This is a genomic window from Chromobacterium sp. IIBBL 290-4 (assembly GCF_024207115.1).
In the GTDB taxonomy this organism is placed as follows: domain Bacteria; phylum Pseudomonadota; class Gammaproteobacteria; order Burkholderiales; family Chromobacteriaceae; genus Chromobacterium.
In genome coordinates, this window is the sequence record NZ_CP100128.1 from 4,608,714 (window position 1) to 4,626,492 (window position 17,779).

The following is a 17,779-nucleotide window of genomic DNA, read 5'->3' on the forward strand; positions in this document are numbered from 1 at the left end:
TCTTCTAATCCGCCAAACTCAGGGGACGATATTTTTTCAGCTTGCGAAAAGCGGACTCGACGTCTCTCGGGTCCAGCAAGCCGAGAGACATTTTGTAAATGGCGTGCTCCATCGCGGTTTTCCCCAGCATGGCCTGGTCATAAAGCTTGCCGTTGCTCTTGGCACGCCAGTATCGCTCCGCCTCCCAGAAACGGCCTTCGCGTATCATCGGCAGCATTTCCTCCGATATCTCGCAGACTTCCGCCACCACGGTCTGCCCCGCCGTTCCCAGGTAGCGGCATTGCGGACAGCCCTCGCCCTCCACCCGGACTTCGCCGATATCAATCCCCAACGATGCGATGACCATCAAGTAGTCGTCCGACAAAACCTCCACCGCCATCCGGCTGCAATCGGGGCACAGCACGGGCAACAGCTTCTGGTAGACCAGGACGGTCAGAAAATCCGGCGAGGCCAGCGAATGGACGGGGATGCCGATCTCGTTCTCGGACAGCCGCGCCAATACGCCAAAACCGCTTGACGCATGCACGGTGGACAGAACCTGGTGGCCGGTCTGGGTCATCGCCTTGGCGAAGGCTCCCGTTTCCGCGTCGCGTATTTCGCCTCCCATCACTTTGTCGGGATCGCCTCGCAGCAAAACCTTGGCCGCGGCGCCGAAAGGGGTTTCGCTGCCTTCCTTCTTGCCGTCCTCGGCTTTGCGCTGGATAGGAATTTGGGTGACATGCGGCTGGATATACTCGACGGGGTCCTCGATAGAGAAGAATTTCTTGCCGGAGTCGCGCTCATAGGTCATCAGGGTGCGCAAGGTGGTGGTTTTGCCCGAGCCCGTCTCTCCTGCGATGATGGTCAAGCCAGGCGACCGGTACACCGCGTCTTCCAGCACTTCCACCTGATCCTCCGAGTAGCCCAGCTCCTGCAGGCTGAGGATGTCCTTCTCCACCGCCTCATTGAGCAACACCCGCAAAATGACATCCACGCCGCGGTTTTCCTTCACGCTTTGGAAGCGCAATTGATAATTCCGTCCCTGGGCGTTCAAACTGATCGAGCAACTCTGATGCCGGTTTTCATCAAAGTGATTGTGGCTGCGGCTGCTGGAGTCGGCCCGCGAGTTATACGCGGTGGACACCGCGTCCATCATCGCGTTGAAGTCATTGAGCAAGCGCTCTTTCGGATCGCTGTCCCTCAATTTCCCGTGGATCCGGTAGCGCACCCGGACCTGCGCGCCATCGCGGAATTCAAAATGGATGTCGGTCGCTTTCAGCTCAATCGCTTTTTCCAGCACCATGTCGAAGTTGCGCGCGCCGCCGTTTCTGGCGTCGCCGGCGCGCGCGTCGCCCTCGCCGGCTTGTTGCTGCAGCTGAGACTGAACCAGCAGAATCTCATCCATGGCCCCGACAAATACGCCGAAACAGCTCAGCCGCGCCCGGGCCCGGATGCCGGAGTCAAAGCGTTGCAGCAAATCGCCCTGGCGCAATTGCGGATAACTCGCCTCATCTATCAGCAAAATGTACTGCTTGGTTTTGGCCGAGCCTAAAACCAGCACGCTGTTTTCATAGCCGGGCAGCAGCAGGTCGCTCTCGATGCGCCAGCCATGCTGGCGTATGGCATCGGTCTTCAACATGGCGAGACGGCGCGCGGCCAGCGCTTCCGCTCCTGACGGCCCGGCTCGCCGTGCCTCCGGCATGGCCGGGGAAACAGCGGGCCGGGCCCCGTCGCCGCGCCTTCCGAATTGAGAAAGCCAATTCACTAATCGGTCCCCCTAACTCATGCTTCAACGCGATTCCGCCGCAGCGGCGCCTGAATCCATCAGTAAACGCTTCCGTTTTCCGCCGCTGATCAAGTCGACATAGTCCTCGCCCACTGCCGAGACTTTCCAAGACTTGAGCTTGTCGCCCGCCTTCACCGTCTTGGCGTATTTGCCTTGTATCAGCAGATACGCCCGGCGCGCTTGGCCATTGCTTTGGATGATCAGCAAATCGAACTCCGGTCCTGCCTCCCCTCCGCCAGAGGGCGGCGCCAGACCGCCGGCGGAAGCCATGGGCAAAGGCGGCAAGGACTGAATGGCGGGCAAGGGCTTGGGCATGGCGCTTTTGGCGAAAGCATCTATGGTTTCCGCATGGGCGGCGGATGACAGCAATAAACAGCCGGCCAACACTTTATTGAACATAAAAAGTGCCCCTTGCCGCGAAAGAAGGAGATTCATCGCTCAACACCACCGTGATTTCATCAAGCGCCATATTCCCGGAACGCCCCATCAGCCCCGCGACGGAGTCCAGGAAGGCCAGATGCCCGCTCAGCGCCCACGCGCCTTTCGACACCTGGGGCAAACTGGCGCCTCGGTTTCTCAGTTGCGGCGGCAATGGGATCAAGGGATCCGTCTTGCCAAGGGCGGCCTCCAGCGCCTTGCCGCCCCCCGGCGACGACTTGCCGTAGTCCTCCAAGGCTTGCATCCGCACGCCGGTCTGAAGATAAAACTGCGATGAGGCGACAGGGGCAACGGCTTTGTCCCCGCCGCCATCCGCAAACGCCACCCGCTCCACCGCTGTGTCCATATCCTGAAACTGCGCCGCCGGCCGGACTGCGGACAAGGTGGCGAAGCTGCCGCCCTCCCCTCGGAGCCAGCCCACCAGGCAAGCGCCGCTCTTGCACGACAGTTGCTTGATGCGCCATCCGCCAACGTTTCTGGGCAACTGCTGAATGGCAGCCTGCATGCGCTTGGCGTATGCGCTGCCGCAATGCAGCGCCGGCGCTTGCAATGCCGCCTGCAATTGCCCGCGGTAGCGCGCCTCCTCGTCCGGTTGCGTCGAGATCGCCTCTGCCAGCTTGGCCTGGATTTCCTGATCATGCTGCTGCAACCACCACCTGGCGCCTAGGCCCAAACCGGCGAGCACGGCGGCGGCCAAGGCCAAGCCGAACAAGGGATTGCGCGGCACGGGCTGGAAGCGATAGTCCTCTTGCCCGCCCTGGCTCAATAGTTCCGCGATATCATCCAGGCCGATGCGCCGCGTCACCGAGAAGGGAATGTCCGTCTCGTCGCCCAGAACGGTGACGCCTACGCCCACTTCCTGCATGAAGCGGCGCGCGGACTCGATCGCCTCCTCTTGCGGCAGGATTTGGTCATGCATCGGCTTGCCGTCATGAATCGCGATGAAAATCGCATTGGCGGCGTCATCGGGGTCTCGATGGAGAAACAGGATGTTCGGGTCATCGGTGATCTCTCGGAGCCAGCCGGCCAAGGCGTATAAACCCTGCCGCTGCGCCTTGGCCGGCAAGGCCGCCAAACCCACCACCTGCGAACCCAAGGCATTCTTCAATACCAGGAACTGCCGCGCCCCTCTCTTGGCGGCCAGCTCTCTGACCTCGTCGGCCACTTTGCTCAGTCCGAGCAAAGCCTCCCACTGCACCCCGACAACCAGATTTCCATTCAGCGCTTTGGCCATCTCAAACCCCTTCGGTCAACTGCGGGGAGATCACGACAATGATTTCATCGTCGTATTGCGAGGCCGCCTTGGTCCCGCCCTGGTATGCGATGATCCCGTTGCGCTCCGCCTGGCTCTTGCTTTGCCTGAAACCGCTCAGAATCAGCGTCTGCCCCGACTTCAGCGAGGCGCGCTGCATGGTCTGCACCGAGGACGTGATCGGCGTTTGAATGGAGTTGTCTCCGGATGTGACTTTCTGCAAGTCCCTCAACTCGGACAGGTCGATCTGGACTTGCAGCATCACGCTGCTGTTGTCCAGCAAAGTCGGCAGCAGATTCATCACAAAGCCGGTGGAAATCACGCCAGGCTCCATGCCTACGCTGGGCGCGGACCCGCCCACTCCCGGCGTTGCGGTGATTCTCGCCAGATACCCCTGGTTTTGCGTCACCGCTACCGGAGCGGGCTGATTATTCAGCGTCACGACATTGGTATTGACCACCGTGCTGACACGACCCTGCTTGCTCAACGCCTGCAACAAGATCCGGGAGCCGCTGAACTGTCCGGAATCCATGGTCACGCCGAACACGGCGTCATCGGTCGAGCCCTTGGCCGCCTGAGTGAACGTGCTGCCCCAGCCGCTTTGCGCCGCCCGATACACCAAGCGCCAGTCGATGCCGGCTGACGATTTCTCATTCAAACTAACCGAAAACACTTGCACGGACAGGCTGACCTGACGACCCAGAACCGCGTTCTCGCCATCGATGTAACGCGCCACCCGCCCCACGACCTCGGCGGAATCCGTGACCGTGATCGAGCTTGTCATCTCCGAAGACACAGCCTTGCCTAGCGGGGACAGCATGCTATTGACCGTATCGCCCAATCGATCCCAATACTTCATCACCGAGCTCATGCTGACCGACGAGTCGGAGCCGAAATTCAAAACCGCCGCGCCGCCGGCGCCCGCATTGCCGCCGGTCGAGCTTTGCGAGCTCTTGCCTACCTTGGCCGAATAGCTGGACACGCCGGGCATGGTTTTTATCTGAAAGGTTCTGGTGATCAATCGAGAAAACTCGACCGTGCCGTTTCGATAGCTCCAGTTCGTGCTCGTCCGGCTCGCCACCGCATCCAGCAAACCGCGCAAGCTGCCCGAATAATTGACTTGCGCGCGCGGCTCATCCGCCAGCGCATTGCTGAGCGGCGCTGGCGCGACAGGCGGATACGGGGAAGACAAACCGGTTGTCGGCATGATAGGCATGGCGCCATTGCCCGGCTTGGCGGCGGCGACATTGAAAATATCCGGTGCCAGACGGATCACGATGCCCTGCTCCTTGGCGATCTGCTCCGCCATTAAAGACAAGGGCAAGGCCTTGCCGGTGGAAAAGCTCGCGTCTCGCTCAAAACGGACCGGCAAGACATCCACCTCATCCACCACCACGGAACGCTGGGTAAACCAGGCGCCGGCGCTTTTCTCCACCATCGGGGGCAAAAAGGGCTGCGCGGCCTCAAGCCCGCGCATGTCCCGCTGCGCCTCAGCGATTCTTCCATCGGTGTTCTGCAGCAGGCCAGGCGTGCCGCAGCCCCCAAGCAACACGGCGACGCATGCCAGCAACGCTGTTTTCTTCATCACGAACATCCTCATCGTGTCGCATGGATCACGCGAATCACCCGATTGGCCTCGTATGCCTTGATCCGCACCGGCGTGTCGGTGTTTTGCAGCGACTTGGCGACTTGCTCCATCACATCCAGAAAGGAACCCTTGAACACTGCCGGATAATCAATCGGGAAATCACGATCCAACTCCCATGCCAGCACCCAGCCGTTCTCCTTGGCGTACGCTCGCAAAGCCGAGGAGATTCTTTCCCTCCCTGGCGATAGCCTCAGCATGTCTTGGCGCGGCGATTCAACCGCCACCGCCGAGGGCGCCGCCACCGGACGCGCAGGCTCTGCCATCCGCCCTGTCTCGCTGCGGATCGCCTCCGCCGCTGGTTTGACCGCCTCATCGCTCAAATAAAGAAAGCCGGCTTGCGCTTTGAAAACCGGGGCGAAACAGCATGCCGCTACCATCAATCTCCAACCCATATCATCACCAAGGTTTAATTTAAATACCTCTATATCAAACATAAAATAACCAATGAAAACCCTGTCGCCAGCCTGATCCATGCCAGGCGAAATTTTTCGGCACTATAGCATGGTCATTTTATGTTTGATATAGTTGATACTACGATAAACCAAAAAAACTCCCATGAACAAGTCAAAGGCACTGATTCTATTGGCTATGGCCGCCAGCTTGCCGGCTAGCGCGGCGTCCACGCTCAGGCCGGACGCAGCATCGCCCGCCATGCAAGTCGATGCGGCGGAGCAAACGCTCCGGCCCAGCCCACCCTCCGCCCTCCCCGCCGCGGACAGCAATCTGGACCGCCTCTACTCGACAGAATATGAGGGTCCTCCGGGAAAACTGCTGGGCGATCTGGCCCGCATCACCGGCTGGCGTTTTGAAGAGCGCGGCGCCGCGGACCCCGGCGCCGTCGTCCGCATCAAAAGCCTTTACCAGCCGGTCATCGCGATTCTCCGCTCGATAGGCGAGCAATTTCCCTATGCGCTGGTGGCGGACCAGCGCTCACAGACCATCCTGCTGGATTACACCAGGCTGATCATTGCCTCGCCGCCTTCCCCGCAACCCTATCTGATGGACGGCGGCGTATTCTCCAGCCGCGCCGCCGCCGAGCGCGCGGCGGATAGCTACAAGAACAAGGGGCTGAGCTGCCAGATTAAAAAAAGCGGCCGAACCTTTCAGATTCTCATCGGACCGTTCAACGATGACGGCGCCGGCGAGCGCAAAGTGAAAGACATGCTCGGCCCGTTGAAACGCCTTCCGCCCCATGCTTAAGCTCCGCCGCGCGAGCGGAGGCTCGACGCCCATTCCAAGGCGCGCCGCGCCCTGCCGCTCCCTTGCGGCAGACGCAGGCGGACCCGCGCCGATATCGCGCGCCTGCCCGCACTGGCCGCTGCTCGCCTTGGTCGCGCTGCTGCTTCCCATGCGCCTGCATGCAGGCGGCCAGGAGGAGCATTTCAATATCCGCCGCACCGCGAACTGCGCGCTTGACGCCGCTCGCCGCTTCGATGTCCCTTATTTATTGCTGATGGCGATAAAGGTGAAAGAGTCCGGCGTTCGATTCGACAATCCCCATGTGACAGGACGCAATCGCAATGGCAGCACCGACATCAGCTTTTGGCAGATCAACGACGCCTGGCTGCCCAAGCTAGCCCGCTACGGCATCAGCCGCGCGCAGCTGTATGACCCCTGCACCAATGCTCAAGTCGCCGCCTGGATGCTGGCGGAAGAAGTCAGGCGGCTGAAAGACTGGGAGCGCGGCATCGGCGCTTACCACAGCCCCACCCCCTCGCTCGCCCAGCCTTACGCCAAGCACGTGCTGCGCATCTGGGCGCAGCTGCGCCGCGAAAATCCCGGCTGGAACTGAGGGTCTCGACAACCTTCATATATCAAATAGTTTTAAAAAGTAGAATTCTTAGCTCCTTGCTAGCCGGCTTTTCCATTGTTATGGTAGGCGTTCATGACAAGAAACTAACCCTGCGACTGGAGCCCGAGCAATGAAACTGGAAACCCTGGCCGTCCACGCCGGCTATAGCCCCGACCCCACCACCAAGGCCGTGGCCGTGCCGCTGTATCAAACCACCAGCTATGCTTTCGACAGCACGCAGCATGGGGCCGACCTGTTCGACCTCAAGGTGCAGGGCAATATCTATACCCGCATCATGAATCCCACCACCGACGTGCTGGAAAAGCGGGTAGCGGCGCTGGAGGGCGGCATAGGCGCGCTGGCGGTGGCCTCGGGCATGGCGGCCATCGCCTACGCCATCCAGACCATAGCCGAATCCGGCGACAACATCATCGCCACCCGCACGCTGTACGGCGGCACCTACAATCTGTTCGCCCATACTTTTCCGCAGCTGGGCATCGAAGTGCGCTTTGTCGATTACCAAACGCCGGCCGCCATCGCCGGCCTGGTCGACGAACGCACCAAGGCGGTGTTCTGCGAATCGATAGGCAACCCGCTGGGCAATGTGGTGGATTTCGCCGCCTTCGCGGAAGAAGCGCACAAGCAAGGCTTGCCGCTGATCGTAGACAACACCGTGCCTTCGCCCTATCTGTGCCGGCCTTTCGAACACGGCGCGGACATCGTGGTGCACAGCCTCACCAAATACCTGGGCGGCCACGGCAACAGCATAGGCGGCGCGATTGTCGACTCAGGCAAGTTTCCCTGGGGCGAGCATAAAGCGCGTTTCAAGCGGCTGAACGAGCCGGATGTCAGCTACCACGGCGTCAACTATGTCGAAGCGCTGGGCGCGGCCGCCTATATCGCCCGCGCCCGCGTGGTGCCGCTGCGCAATATGGGCGCCGCGCTGTCGCCGTTCAACGCCTTCCTGATCCTGCAAGGCATAGAAACGCTGGCGCTGCGCATGGACCGCATCACCGAGAACGCGCTGAAAGTCGCCCGTTTCCTGAAGGAAAGCCCGGCCGTGGCCTGGGTGGAATACGCCGGCCTGCCGGACAACCCCAGCAAGCCGCTGGCGGACCGCTATCTGGGCGGCCGCGCCTCAGGCATCTTGTCCTTCGGCATCAAGGGCGGCGCCGAAGCCGGCGGGCGCTTCATCGACGCGCTGCAATTGGTGACGCGGCTGGTCAATATCGGCGACGCCAAATCGCTGGCCTGCCACCCGGCCACCACCACCCACCGCCAGCTGTCGCCGGAAGAGCAGTTGCAGGCCGGCGTGCGGCCGGAGCTGGTGCGGCTGTCGATCGGCATCGAGCATATCGACGATATCCTGGCCGACATCGGCCAGGCATTGAAGGCCGCGGCGCAGTAAAGCAAGCGCGCCAATGCCAAAGGGCCGCCAAAGCGGCCCTTCTCATTTAAAACAGCAAGGAAATCATCCCGCCTTGACGCCGGCGCGGCCGCGCTGGCTCAGCGGCGGCCCTGGCTGGCGCTCATCCTCCACCGGGCCCGATGCCGGCAGCGGCTGCGGCAGGTTCAGGTGCGAAAGCCACGGCACGGCGGTCAATTCGCCATTGATGCCGGCGACGGCTTTCTTGCAGCTCAAACAGACCGGTTTGCCATTGCGCGATTTCAAGGCATCGTCCACCCGCTTGCCGTACAGCGCGATCCGGTGCTGCCGCTGCCAATCCAGCAAGGTCTGCGCCAGATACGGCATGGAGGGATCATCCTGCTTGTAATGGTTGCGATAGATGGTCAGCCATAGATCGCCGTTCTGATCTTCATTCAGCAGAATGGTTTGATAGGCGACAGTCACGGCGTCGCCCCGGCTCACCGTGCCCGCCAGCTCCAACGCATCATTGTTTTTCATCCGGACGCAGCCATGGCTGCGGAAGCCCGGCACCGAGGCAGGCGCATTGGTGCCATGAAACCCCAGCCCCAGCTTGCTCTCGCCGAAACGGACGAAAACCGGCCCCAGCGGATTGTCCGGGCCCGGCGGCACCACGGTCTGCACCGGCTTGCCGTTGCGCTTCATCTCATCCTGGATGGACTTGGGCACATGCCATGCCGGCGCTTTGTAGATGCCGGTGATGTCGAAACTGCCGATGGGCGTCTGGGTCAGCATCTTGCCCACCGCCACCGGGAAGATCCGCGCCAGCTTGCCGTCCTGATACAAAAACAGCCGCGCCTGCGGCAAATTCAACACCAAATGCCGCCCCGCCGGGCCCACTGTCACATCGGGAACCGGCATCACCTCCGCCAGTCCGGGCGCCGCCAGGCCCCATCCCAGCATCAGCCACGACAACCGCTTCCACATACCGCACTTCCTGTCAACACGTTTCATTCCCTTGATTCTACCAGAAACAGTAAAGGCAGCCTCTTGTAAAAAAGTCAGCACGAAACCCCGGTTTTTGAGAAAATCCGCGTTTTACCGTTTGATTTTCAAGCAAGACGATGACGCACCCAAAGACTATTGCCCTGGTCGAATCGCTGGATCACGAAGGCCGGGGGGTCGCCCACGTTGACGGCAAAACCATCTTCATCGATGGCGCGCTGCCGTACGAAAAAGTTATCTACAGCAGCTACCGCAAGAAGCCCAGCTACGAGAACGCGCAGACCAGCGCCGTGCTGAAAGAGAGCTTCATGCGCGCCGAGCCGCGCTGCCCGCACTTCGGCGTCTGCGGCGGCTGTTCCATGCAACACGTGGAATTCACTGCCCAGGTGGCGATCAAGCAGCGCGTGCTGGAAGACAATCTCAACCGCATCGGCAGAGTCAAGGCGGAACGCATCCTCACCCCCATCGCCGGTCCGGCCTGGCACTACCGCCACCGCGCCCGCATGTCCGCCCGCATGGTGGCCAAGAAGGGCGGCGTGCTGGTGGGCTTCCACGAGAAAAGCTCCAGCTACATCGCCGAGATGCGCGAGTGCCATATTCTGCCCAAGCACATCTCCGACCTGATCATGCCGCTGCGCGAAATGATCGCCACGCTGTCCATCAGCCAGCGCATGCCGCAAGTGGAAGTCGCGGTCGGCGACAAGCTGGACATCCTGGTGTTCCGCAATATGGACGACATCACCGAGGCCGACTTCGCCATCTTGAAGGCGTTTTCCGATCGGCACGGCTCGGCCGAGCGTCCGCTGCAAATCTGGCTGCAGCCCAAGGGCCCGGAAACCTGCTACCCGATCTATCCGCTGGATGCGCCCAAGCTGACCTACAGCATGCCGGAATACGCGGTGGAGATGCCCTACTACCCCACCGAATTCACCCAGGTGAACCCGCAGATCAATGCGGTGATGGTGGCGCGCGCGCTGAAATTCCTGGATCCGCAGCCGGGCGAACGCATCGCCGACATGTTCTGCGGCATCGGCAACTTCACCTTGCCCATCGCCCGCTCCGGCGCGGTGGTACACGGCATGGAAGGCAGCCAGCCGCTGGTGAAGCGCGCGGTGGAAAACGCCACCCACAACCAGCTGCAAGACCGCGTCAGCTACGAAATGGCCAATCTGTTCGAGGTGACCGAGGAATCATTCGCCGCGCTCGGCCAATTCGACAAGATGCTGGTGGACCCGCCGCGCGACGGCGCGGTGCAGTTGCTGAAGGCCATCACCGAGGACACCGCGCCCAAGCGCATCGTCTATGTGTCCTGTAACCCGGCCACGCTGGCGCGCGACGCCGGCATCCTGGTCAATACCAAGGGTTACACGCTGAAAGCGGCCGGCATCATCAATATGTTCCCGCACACCGCCCACGTCGAATCGGTGGCCTGGTTCGAAAAAACCAGCCCCTGCAAGACGCGCAAGGAAGTCGAGGAATTCGAGGCGATAGAAGCCGCCGAACGCGAGGCCGCCAAGGCCGCGCGCCTGGCGGAGGAAAACGCCGAGAAAGCGAAGAAAGCCGCCGAACAGGCGGAGAAGGCTGCCGCCAAGGAAGCCCGCCGCGCGCACTACTTCGCCGAGAAGGCGCGCCGCGACAGCGAAGACGCTTCCGCGCAAGCTTAAACCGCCGGCCGTTTGTGGCATTTATGCCATAGCGGCCTATTTATCTTTACCTAAAGATAGATAGTTTGACGTAAAGACTAGTTTTCATCCGAACTTCAGCGCATTGTCCGTACTGCCGCAACGTCATACCCCGAAAGCATGACGCAGCGGCGGCCGCGGCTTTGCCTGCGGACCTATAAAAACTGGCGTGCGGCCCGTCACCGGGACCCAAACGTTGCTCGAAACCTGCCGAGGCAGGGGAAACCCAAAAGCGATACTTATCATGCATATCGTCCAATTCATCATCGGCCTGATCGTGGTACTGGCCCTCACCCAGGTGGTCGCCCGCGACCGCAAGAACATCAAGATCCGCTCGGTCATCCAGTTGCTGGTGGTCGAGATCGCCCTGGCGTTCTTCTTGCTCAACACCACCTACGGCTTGGCCATCGTCGGCAGCATCTCCGGCGTCTTCACCAAACTGATGGAATTCGCCGGCGAAGGCACCAACTTCGCCTTCGGCGGCATCCAGAACAAGGGCGAGTTCAGCTTCTTCCTGAACGTGCTGATGCCCATCGTGTTCATCTCGGTGCTGATCGGCATCCTGCAGCACATCCGCGTGCTGCCGATCGTGATCCGCGCCGTGGGCTTCGTGCTGTCCAAGGTCAGCGGCATGGGCAAGATCGAGTCCTTCAATGCGATCAGCTCGATGATGGTGGGCCAGTCCGAGAACTTCATCGCCTACAAGAACATCATCCACACCTTTGATGAAAAGCGCATGTACACGCTGGCCGCCACGGCGATGTCCACCGTGTCGATGTCCATCGTCGGCTCCTATATGCAGATGATCGAGCCGCGCTATGTGGTGACCGCGCTGGTGTTGAACCTGTTCAGCACCTTCGTCGTGCTGTCGCTGATCAACCCCTACGACAGCGCCCTGGGCGATGACGAACTGATCAGCAGCGACACCCATCGCGTATCTTTCTTCGAAATGCTGGGCGAATACATCCTGACCGGCTTCAAGATCGCCGTGATCGTGGCCGCCATGCTGGTGGGCTTCATCGCGCTGATTTCATGCGTCAACTTCATCTTCACCTCCATCTTCGGCATCAACTTCCAGACCATGCTGGGCTATGTGTTCTGGCCGTTCGCCTGGCTGATGGGCGTGCCGACCGGCGAAGCGCTGACCGCCAGCAGCATCATGGCCACCAAGCTGGTGACCAACGAATTCGTCGCCATGCTGGAACTGAAGAACCAGGCCGCCCACCTGTCCAGCTACACCCGCGGCGTGCTGTCGATCTTCCTGGTGTCCTTCGCCAACTTCAGCTCCATCGGCATTATCGCCGGCGCGGTGAAGGGCCTGAACGAAGAACGCGGCAATATGGTGTCCCGCTTCGGCCTGAAGCTGGTTTACGGCTCGTCCCTGGTGAGCATCCTGTCGGCCTTGATCGCCGGCCTGGTGCTGGCTTCCTACTAAGCCGCCCATGACCGCCTCCATCGCCGCCCGCTCTTGCGGGCGGTTTTGTTTTGACTCCCACGGCGGCATAATGGCCGCCACACCCTCTCTGAAAGCGCCCCATGTCGAATAAGCCGCTCAGCGATCAGGACTACCAGCGCCTGTCCGCCACCCTGGATCGCTTCGCCGATCAGCAATGCATGAATCTGGAAAAGCTGGACGGTTTCTTCGCCTCCCTGCTGGCTGGCCCCGAAGCCATCCGTCCGGCCGAATGCCTGCCGCTGATCCTGGGCGACGCCTTCGACGACGAGGCCGCCTTTCCCAGCGAGAAATCTCTGGAGCAGTTCGTCGCCCTGCTTCGCGGCCACTGGCAAGACATCGCCGACGCGCTGAACGGCGGCGAATTCCAACCCTGGCTGGACGCCGACCAGCAAGGCGAGGTCAAGGGCAACGACTGGTGCGAAGGCTTTGTCGCCGGCATGGAGTTGCTGAACGAGGACTGGGGCATGCTGTTCGACTCGCCGGAAAACGCCCCGCTGCTGGAGCCCATCATGGCGCTGGGCTTTGAACGCCACCCCGATGCCGAGATGCGCCCCTTCGTCGACGGCATCTCCAGCGATTTGCGCAATGAATTGCTGGCCGCGCTGTCGCCCTCCGTCCACGGCATTCACGACTTTTTCTCCGCGGTTCGCAAGCAATTGGAACAGGAAGAACTGGAGTTGGAGAAACAGCCGACGCGCCACTGAGTCAACCCGCCCAAAGCCATTGCGTTAAGATCAAGTTGAGCGTCAAGACAAAGCCATAGCCAGGCCGCGCAGGGAGCCCCCTCCGCGGCCTTTATCCGAAGAGGGGAAAAGCATGAATGCAGTCGAAGCCTTGCTGTTCGCGGTGATTCAGGGCGTCAGCGAACTGTTTCCGGTCAGCAGCCTGGGGCATGGCGTATTGATACCGGATTGGCTGCACTGGTCCATCAACCGGACCCATCCCGACTTCCTGCCCTTCATGGTGATGCTGCATCTGGGCACCGCCGCCGCCCTGCTGATTTATTTCCGCCGCGACTGGATCGAACTGATAGGCGGCTGGCTGAAGGCCGGCGGCCGCGCCAGCAATCCGCATGCCCGGCTGATGTGGCTGGTGATAGCCGGCACCATCCCGGCCGGCTTGCTCGGACTCGCGCTGGAAAAGCAGTTGCGCGCGCTGTTCACCAGCACCACCGCCGTGCTGATTTTCCTGACGCTCAACGGCCTGATGCTGCTGTGGGGCGACAAGCTGAAAAAGAAGACCGCCTCGCACGAGCTTTCTGAACTAAGCTTCGTCGGCGCGATCAAGATCGGCGCCGGCCAGGCGCTGGCGCTGCTGCCGGGCTTCTCCCGCTCCGGCGCCACCCTGGTGACCGGCCTCGCCCACGGCCTGGATTACGCCTCTTCCGCCCGCTTCTCCTTTTTGTTGGCCACCCCCATCATCACAGCCGCCGGCGTGCTGGAAATCCCCAAGCTGGCGCACAAGGGCCACGGCTCTGTCGAGTGGGGCCTGCTGCTGGCCTGCGGGGCCGTCGCAGGGGTCTGCGCCTACGCCAGCACCTGGTTCCTGATGCGCTACTTCAAGAAAACCGAGATCGAATCCTTGCGCCCGTTTGGCTTCTACTGCCTGCTGGTGGGCCTGGCCGGACTGGCGGCCAAGTTGATCTGATTTGAATGGAAATTGTCTCAACTTGCATTAACTCGGCATTAACCTAGTATTTTTACTTATTGAAACCCAGATAACGCCCTGCTATGCGTTATCTGGGTTAAAATCGCAGCACCGAGGCGAAAATGCCTGCAGCTTTTCTTTGAAAATTTTTGGAAGAATGAGTGTTTTGGAAGATCGCAAGCATGACCGCATCCCTGCCGATTTGGCTAGACGCGCCACAGCCATCATCGAACTGCCCGATGGCGTGCTGGTGACGGCCAGCCGAGGGGGACGCTACAACCTGCCGGGCGGCAAAGCCAACCGCGGCGAGCTGCGCTCGCAGGCATTGATTCGAGAAGTGAGGGAAGAAACCGGTTTACGCATCAATTCGATGCTCTATCTGTTCGATCACATCACGCCGTTCAACGCGCACAAGGTTTATCTGTGCATCGCACAGGGCCAACCCAAGCCGCAGAACGAGATCGAGCGCATCGCGCTGGTATCCTCGCCCGACACCGATATGGATTTATTCGTGGAAGGCCGGGCCATTCTTCGCCGCTACGCCAAGTTGCGCAATGAAGAAACGGCCAAAGGCGAAGCCCTGCGCGCCTTGCTGGGCCTGGCTCGCTACATCGCGAAAGTCGATTGACCCTAAACAATCGACCAGAAAAAAGGACATGCGCAAGCATGTCCTTTTTTATTGCCCCGCTTATTTCTTCAGCCAGGCCGCGCTGCCGCTGGCGTTTTTAGCCTGGGCCTGCACCGCCGCCTCCACTTCCGGCGGCAGATCCACCCAACCCGCCATCTTGGAAAACGACAGCGTCACCGCCATCAGCAGCAAGCCCAGCGGCGCGAACAGGAACATGCCCAGCAACACCCGCCACTTGGACACGGCCGCCACCTTGGACAGCGCGTTCACCATCACGATCATGCCGAACAGCGACACCGAGAAATACATCCCGGCAGCCGCATCGTCGGGCAACCAGCTGGCCAGTGGCAGAATGAACTGCAAGCCGCTGGCCACCACCACCAGCCCGAACAGCGAGCCGCCGACGTCGCCCTTGTTCAGCCTCAGCCAGAAAGACATGAAGCGGGAGAAGCCGGCCACCGCCAGCCAGGTCAGCGCCACAGCGTAACCCATCCGCCCGGCGATATTGTCGCCCAGGTCGCCGGTATCGCCGCTGGCCACCAGCCCCAGCACCGTCAGCATCAAGGCCGGTTGCCACCAGGGGTATTGATAAGCCGCCAGGGGCTTGACCCGCAAGCGCAACAGGTCGATCACATCATCGATCAGCAGCCGCATGATTTAGTCGAACACCACGGTTTTGTTGCTATACGACAGCACGCGGTTGTCCAGATGCCAGCGCACCGCGCGCGACAACACCACTTTCTCCAGGTCGCGGCCCTTCTCCACCAGATCGTCCACCATATCGCGATGCGAAATGCGGGTGACCTCCTGCTCGATGATCGGACCTTCATCCAGATCTTCTGTCACATAGTGGCTGGTGGCGCCGATCAGCTTCACGCCGCGGGCGAAAGCGCGATGGTAAGGCTTGGCGCCGTCGAAAGCCGGCAGGAAGCTGTGATGGATATTGATGACGCGGTCCGGGTAGCGCTCGACGAAACCGCTGGACAAGATCTGCATATAGCGCGCCAGCACGATGAAATCGACGCCGGCCTCTTCCAGCAGACGGAACTGCTCGGCCTCGGCCTCGGCCTTGTTGTCCTTGGTGACCTTGATCACGTGGAAAGGAATGCCGTTGAACTCCACCAGGCGGCGGCAGGTTTCGTGGTTGGAAATCACCAGAGGGATATCGCAATCCAATTCGCCAATGCGCCAGCGATGCATCAGATCCACCAGGCAATGCTCGTACTGAGACACGAAAATCGCCATCCGCGGCTTGCGGCTGGACAGCGAGACTTTCCAGTTCATGCCGTGCTCGTCGGCGATGGGCTGGAAAGCGGCGGCAAAACTGTCCATCGGCAGCGTGAAGCCGTCCAGATCCCACTGCACCCGCATCAGGAACAGGTTTTCGCTAGTATCCTGATGCTGGTCGGCATGCATGATGTTGGCATTGTAGGTCATCAGGAAATTGGCGATGGCGGCGACCAGGCCTTTTTTATCCGGCGCGCTGATCAGCAGCGTGGCGGAATGTTTTGCGTGACTCATGAATACTTCCGTAAATTAGTTTTACTTGATATTAAAGCAAGCGACGGCGGCTGTCTGCTCCCGGCGGCGCGAAAATAAAATCGCCACAGCCCGGCGGCGGCCGTTGGCTGTGGCGTGCGTGCCCGGCTGGCCGGGGGTATCCCGGCTTGCTGGCTCAGGCGTTCAGATTGGCTGAATCCAGCGTATTCTGCAAGAGCGTGGCAATGGTCATCGGGCCGACGCCGCCCGGCACCGGCGTGATGAAGCCCGCCCGCTCGCGCGCCGCGGCGAATTCCACATCGCCGCACAGCTTGCCGGTATCCAGGCGATTGACGCCGACATCGATCACCACCGCGCCCGGCTTGATCCATTCACCCTTGACGAAGTTGGGGATGCCCACGCCCACCACCAGGATATCGGCGGCAGCCACTTCCTCGGCCAGGTTCTGGGTGGCGCTATGGCAAATCGTCACCGTGGCGCGCGCCAGCAGCATTTCCAGCGCTTGCGGGCGGCCCACGATATTGGATGCGCCGACGATGACAGCCTTCTTGCCCTTGGGGTCGATGCCATACTCTTCCAGCAGCGTCATCACGCCGCGCGGCGTGCACGGGCGCATCAACGGCATTTTGATTACCAGGCGGCCTACATTATAAGGATGGAAACCGTCGATATCCTTTTTCGGATCGATGCGCTCGATAACCGATTGCGGATCAATATGTTGCGGCAAGGGCAATTGCACCAGAATGCCGTCGACTCCGGCATCGGCGTTCAAGCCATCGATAATATCCAGCAATTGCGCTTGGCTGGTCGTCGCCGGCAAATCATAAGCCACGGAACGAATACCCGCTTTTTCGCAGGCTTTCTTCTTGGCATTCACATAAACCGCCGAGGCCGGATCTTCGCCAACCAGGATCACCGCCAATGCCGGCGCGCGTTTGCCATGCAGCAGGCGCTCGCCCACACCTTCGCGCACCTTGTCCAACAGTTTTTCCGATACTGCCTTGCCATCAATCAATTGTGCCGACATCGGTCATCCCCATCGTAATGCAGATAAATAACGGCGGGCATTTTCGCATTTTTTCCGCAGCGCGATAAGACTTGGCTCAAGTTTATTTTCCTTAACATCAAGATAAATAAAGGAAAAATAATGTATTAGAATAATTCGGCCAATCCATTGCCGCAGACGGATTAAAAATATTCGGCAAAACTGTTGACAGCCCAAGCGCCCATCTGTAAAGTTGCGCTCTCTGTTCGGGGCGTAGCGCAGCCTGGTAGCGCACCTGATTTGGGATCAGGGGGTCGCGAGTTCGAATCCCGCCGCCCCGACCAGACACAAGCAAGCCCGATAGAGCGCCCGTAGCTCAACCGGATAGAGCACCGGCCTTCTAAGCCGGGGGTTACAGGTTCGATTCCTGTCGGGCGCACCAAGCAAGCTTGCGAAAACAGTGGTGGATGTAGCTCAGTTGGTAGAGTCCCGGATTGTGATTCCGGTTGTCGTGGGTTCGAGTCCCATCATCCACCCCAAGATTCAAGGCCGAAAAGCACGATGATTCGTGCTTTTCGGCTTTTTGCCTTTTCAAAATCTTCAGATGCGATCAGC

17 protein-coding genes and 3 tRNA genes are annotated in these 17,779 nt (G+C 60.5%); 11 read left to right on the top strand and 9 right to left on the bottom strand.

Annotated elements, in window-relative coordinates; translation table 11 throughout:
• Window positions 1-4: 4 nt before the first annotated feature.
• The 5 genes from NKT35_RS21745 to NKT35_RS21765 all read right to left on the bottom strand — a co-directional run bounded on the left by NKT35_RS21745 (window position 5) and on the right by NKT35_RS21765 (window position 5,576).
• On the bottom strand, window positions 5-1,618 hold the full coding sequence (locus tag NKT35_RS21745) for a GspE/PulE family protein (protein ID WP_254297228.1): 1,614 nt from the start codon (window positions 1,616-1,618) through the stop codon (window positions 5-7).
• 150 nt (window positions 1,619-1,768) lie between these two features.
• Entirely contained in the window at window positions 1,769-2,164 is a 396-nt protein-coding gene (locus NKT35_RS21750) for a hypothetical protein (protein ID WP_254297229.1), read from the bottom strand.
• Window positions 2,154-3,437 carry a type IV pilus inner membrane component PilO gene (locus tag NKT35_RS21755; protein ID WP_254297230.1) on the bottom strand — a complete coding sequence of 428 codons (1,284 nt, stop codon included), beginning with the start codon at window positions 3,435-3,437 and terminating at the stop codon, window positions 2,154-2,156. Before NKT35_RS21755 ends, NKT35_RS21750 begins: the two co-directional genes overlap by 11 nt.
• Before the next feature lies 1 nt (window position 3,438).
• Window positions 3,439-5,040, bottom strand: coding sequence for a PilN family type IVB pilus formation outer membrane protein (gene pilN, locus NKT35_RS21760; RefSeq protein WP_254297231.1), 1,602 nt, complete (start codon window positions 5,038-5,040; stop codon window positions 3,439-3,441).
• Between the two features lie 11 nt (window positions 5,041-5,051).
• On the bottom strand, window positions 5,052-5,576 hold the full coding sequence (locus NKT35_RS21765) for a toxin co-regulated pilus biosynthesis Q family protein (protein ID WP_254297232.1): 525 nt from the start codon (window positions 5,574-5,576) through the stop codon (window positions 5,052-5,054).
• A gap of 178 nt (window positions 5,577-5,754) precedes the next feature.
• Here NKT35_RS21765 and NKT35_RS21770 point away from each other — a divergent pair, with 178 nt between their 5' ends.
• The 3 genes from NKT35_RS21770 (at window position 5,755) to NKT35_RS21780 (ending at window position 8,303) form a co-directional block, all read left to right on the top strand.
• Window positions 5,755-6,303 (top strand): DotD/TraH family lipoprotein, encoded by a 549-nt coding sequence (locus NKT35_RS21770; RefSeq protein ID WP_254297233.1) that lies wholly within the window; start codon window positions 5,755-5,757, stop codon window positions 6,301-6,303.
• Window positions 6,304-6,451: 148 nt separating this feature from the next.
• Window positions 6,452-6,895, top strand: a complete 444-nt coding sequence (locus NKT35_RS21775) for a lytic transglycosylase domain-containing protein (protein WP_254297234.1) — start codon at window positions 6,452-6,454, stop codon at window positions 6,893-6,895.
• A 130-nt stretch (window positions 6,896-7,025) separates the two neighbouring features.
• Window positions 7,026-8,303 carry an O-acetylhomoserine aminocarboxypropyltransferase/cysteine synthase family protein gene (locus NKT35_RS21780; RefSeq protein ID WP_254297235.1) on the top strand — a complete coding sequence of 426 codons (1,278 nt, stop codon included), beginning with the start codon at window positions 7,026-7,028 and terminating at the stop codon, window positions 8,301-8,303.
• A gap of 63 nt (window positions 8,304-8,366) precedes the next feature.
• Here the strand turns inward: NKT35_RS21780 and NKT35_RS21785 are convergent, their stop codons facing one another.
• The gene (locus NKT35_RS21785) at window positions 8,367-9,248 is read right to left on the bottom strand and encodes a L,D-transpeptidase (protein ID WP_254297237.1); all 882 of its coding nucleotides are present in this window, start codon (window positions 9,246-9,248) and stop codon (window positions 8,367-8,369) included.
• A 137-nt stretch (window positions 9,249-9,385) separates the two neighbouring features.
• On the opposite strand from NKT35_RS21785, the gene rlmD reads away from it, so the two are divergent.
• From rlmD to NKT35_RS21810, 5 genes are all read left to right on the top strand, one after another.
• Window positions 9,386-10,930: a 23S rRNA (uracil(1939)-C(5))-methyltransferase RlmD gene (rlmD, locus tag NKT35_RS21790; protein WP_254297246.1), complete on the top strand. Its 1,545-nt coding sequence runs from the start codon at window positions 9,386-9,388 to the stop codon at window positions 10,928-10,930.
• Window positions 10,931-11,192: 262 nt separating this feature from the next.
• Window positions 11,193-12,383 (top strand): NupC/NupG family nucleoside CNT transporter, encoded by a 1,191-nt coding sequence (locus tag NKT35_RS21795; RefSeq protein WP_254297248.1) that lies wholly within the window; start codon window positions 11,193-11,195, stop codon window positions 12,381-12,383.
• Between the two features lie 101 nt (window positions 12,384-12,484).
• Window positions 12,485-13,108, top strand: a complete 624-nt coding sequence (locus NKT35_RS21800; protein WP_254297249.1) for a YecA/YgfB family protein — start codon at window positions 12,485-12,487, stop codon at window positions 13,106-13,108.
• Window positions 13,109-13,220: 112 nt separating this feature from the next.
• The gene (locus tag NKT35_RS21805) at window positions 13,221-14,051 is read left to right on the top strand and encodes an undecaprenyl-diphosphate phosphatase (RefSeq protein WP_254297251.1); all 831 of its coding nucleotides are present in this window, start codon (window positions 13,221-13,223) and stop codon (window positions 14,049-14,051) included.
• A 157-nt stretch (window positions 14,052-14,208) separates the two neighbouring features.
• A complete protein-coding gene (locus NKT35_RS21810) occupies window positions 14,209-14,679 on the top strand; it encodes an NUDIX hydrolase (protein ID WP_254297253.1) in 471 nt (156 codons plus the stop codon).
• A 60-nt stretch (window positions 14,680-14,739) separates the two neighbouring features.
• On the opposite strand, the gene NKT35_RS21815 is transcribed toward NKT35_RS21810, so the two are convergent.
• The 3 genes from NKT35_RS21815 to folD form a co-directional block, all read right to left on the bottom strand.
• Window positions 14,740-15,333 carry a hypothetical protein gene (locus NKT35_RS21815; RefSeq protein WP_254297255.1) on the bottom strand — a complete coding sequence of 198 codons (594 nt, stop codon included), beginning with the start codon at window positions 15,331-15,333 and terminating at the stop codon, window positions 14,740-14,742.
• Between the two features lie 3 nt (window positions 15,334-15,336).
• The gene (purU, locus tag NKT35_RS21820) at window positions 15,337-16,200 is read right to left on the bottom strand and encodes a formyltetrahydrofolate deformylase (protein ID WP_254297257.1); all 864 of its coding nucleotides are present in this window, start codon (window positions 16,198-16,200) and stop codon (window positions 15,337-15,339) included.
• 154 nt (window positions 16,201-16,354) lie between these two features.
• Entirely contained in the window at window positions 16,355-17,206 is an 852-nt protein-coding gene (folD, locus tag NKT35_RS21825; protein WP_254297259.1) for a bifunctional methylenetetrahydrofolate dehydrogenase/methenyltetrahydrofolate cyclohydrolase FolD, read from the bottom strand.
• A gap of 225 nt (window positions 17,207-17,431) precedes the next feature.
• Here folD and NKT35_RS21830 point away from each other — a divergent pair.
• The 3 genes from NKT35_RS21830 to NKT35_RS21840 all read left to right on the top strand — a co-directional run bounded on the left by NKT35_RS21830 (window position 17,432) and on the right by NKT35_RS21840 (window position 17,703).
• A tRNA-Pro gene (locus NKT35_RS21830) sits at window positions 17,432-17,508 on the top strand.
• A 21-nt stretch (window positions 17,509-17,529) separates the two neighbouring features.
• A tRNA-Arg gene (locus tag NKT35_RS21835) sits at window positions 17,530-17,606 on the top strand.
• A 21-nt stretch (window positions 17,607-17,627) separates the two neighbouring features.
• Window positions 17,628-17,703 (top strand) — tRNA-His (locus tag NKT35_RS21840).
• Window positions 17,704-17,779: the final 76 nt, after the last annotated feature.

Bases quoted from the DNA above. Each gene is read 5' to 3' on its own strand.
- NKT35_RS21745 (WP_254297228.1), bottom strand. From the start codon at position 1,618: ATGTTGAAGACCGATGCCATACGCCAGCATGGCTGGCGCATCGAGAGC.
- NKT35_RS21770 (WP_254297233.1), top strand. From the start codon at position 5,755: ATGCAAGTCGATGCGGCGGAGCAAACGCTCCGGCCCAGCCCACCCTCC.
- NKT35_RS21785 (WP_254297237.1), bottom strand. From the start codon at position 9,248: ATGTGGAAGCGGTTGTCGTGGCTGATGCTGGGATGGGGCCTGGCGGCG.
- NKT35_RS21765 (WP_254297232.1), bottom strand. From the start codon at position 5,576: ATGGATCAGGCTGGCGACAGGGTTTTCATTGGTTATTTTATGTTTGAT.
- NKT35_RS21750 (WP_254297229.1), bottom strand. From the start codon at position 2,164: ATGTTCAATAAAGTGTTGGCCGGCTGTTTATTGCTGTCATCCGCCGCC.
- NKT35_RS21795 (WP_254297248.1), top strand. From the start codon at position 11,193: ATGCATATCGTCCAATTCATCATCGGCCTGATCGTGGTACTGGCCCTC.
- NKT35_RS21810 (WP_254297253.1), top strand. From the start codon at position 14,209: ATGAGTGTTTTGGAAGATCGCAAGCATGACCGCATCCCTGCCGATTTG.
- NKT35_RS21775 (WP_254297234.1), top strand. From the start codon at position 6,452: ATGCGCCTGCATGCAGGCGGCCAGGAGGAGCATTTCAATATCCGCCGC.
- rlmD (WP_254297246.1), top strand. From the start codon at position 9,386: ATGACGCACCCAAAGACTATTGCCCTGGTCGAATCGCTGGATCACGAA.
- NKT35_RS21805 (WP_254297251.1), top strand. From the start codon at position 13,221: ATGAATGCAGTCGAAGCCTTGCTGTTCGCGGTGATTCAGGGCGTCAGC.
- pilN (WP_254297231.1), bottom strand. From the start codon at position 5,040: ATGAAGAAAACAGCGTTGCTGGCATGCGTCGCCGTGTTGCTTGGGGGC.
- NKT35_RS21780 (WP_254297235.1), top strand. From the start codon at position 7,026: ATGAAACTGGAAACCCTGGCCGTCCACGCCGGCTATAGCCCCGACCCC.
- NKT35_RS21800 (WP_254297249.1), top strand. From the start codon at position 12,485: ATGTCGAATAAGCCGCTCAGCGATCAGGACTACCAGCGCCTGTCCGCC.
- purU (WP_254297257.1), bottom strand. From the start codon at position 16,200: ATGAGTCACGCAAAACATTCCGCCACGCTGCTGATCAGCGCGCCGGAT.
- NKT35_RS21815 (WP_254297255.1), bottom strand. From the start codon at position 15,333: ATGCGGCTGCTGATCGATGATGTGATCGACCTGTTGCGCTTGCGGGTC.
- NKT35_RS21755 (WP_254297230.1), bottom strand. From the start codon at position 3,437: ATGGCCAAAGCGCTGAATGGAAATCTGGTTGTCGGGGTGCAGTGGGAG.
- folD (WP_254297259.1), bottom strand. From the start codon at position 17,206: ATGTCGGCACAATTGATTGATGGCAAGGCAGTATCGGAAAAACTGTTG.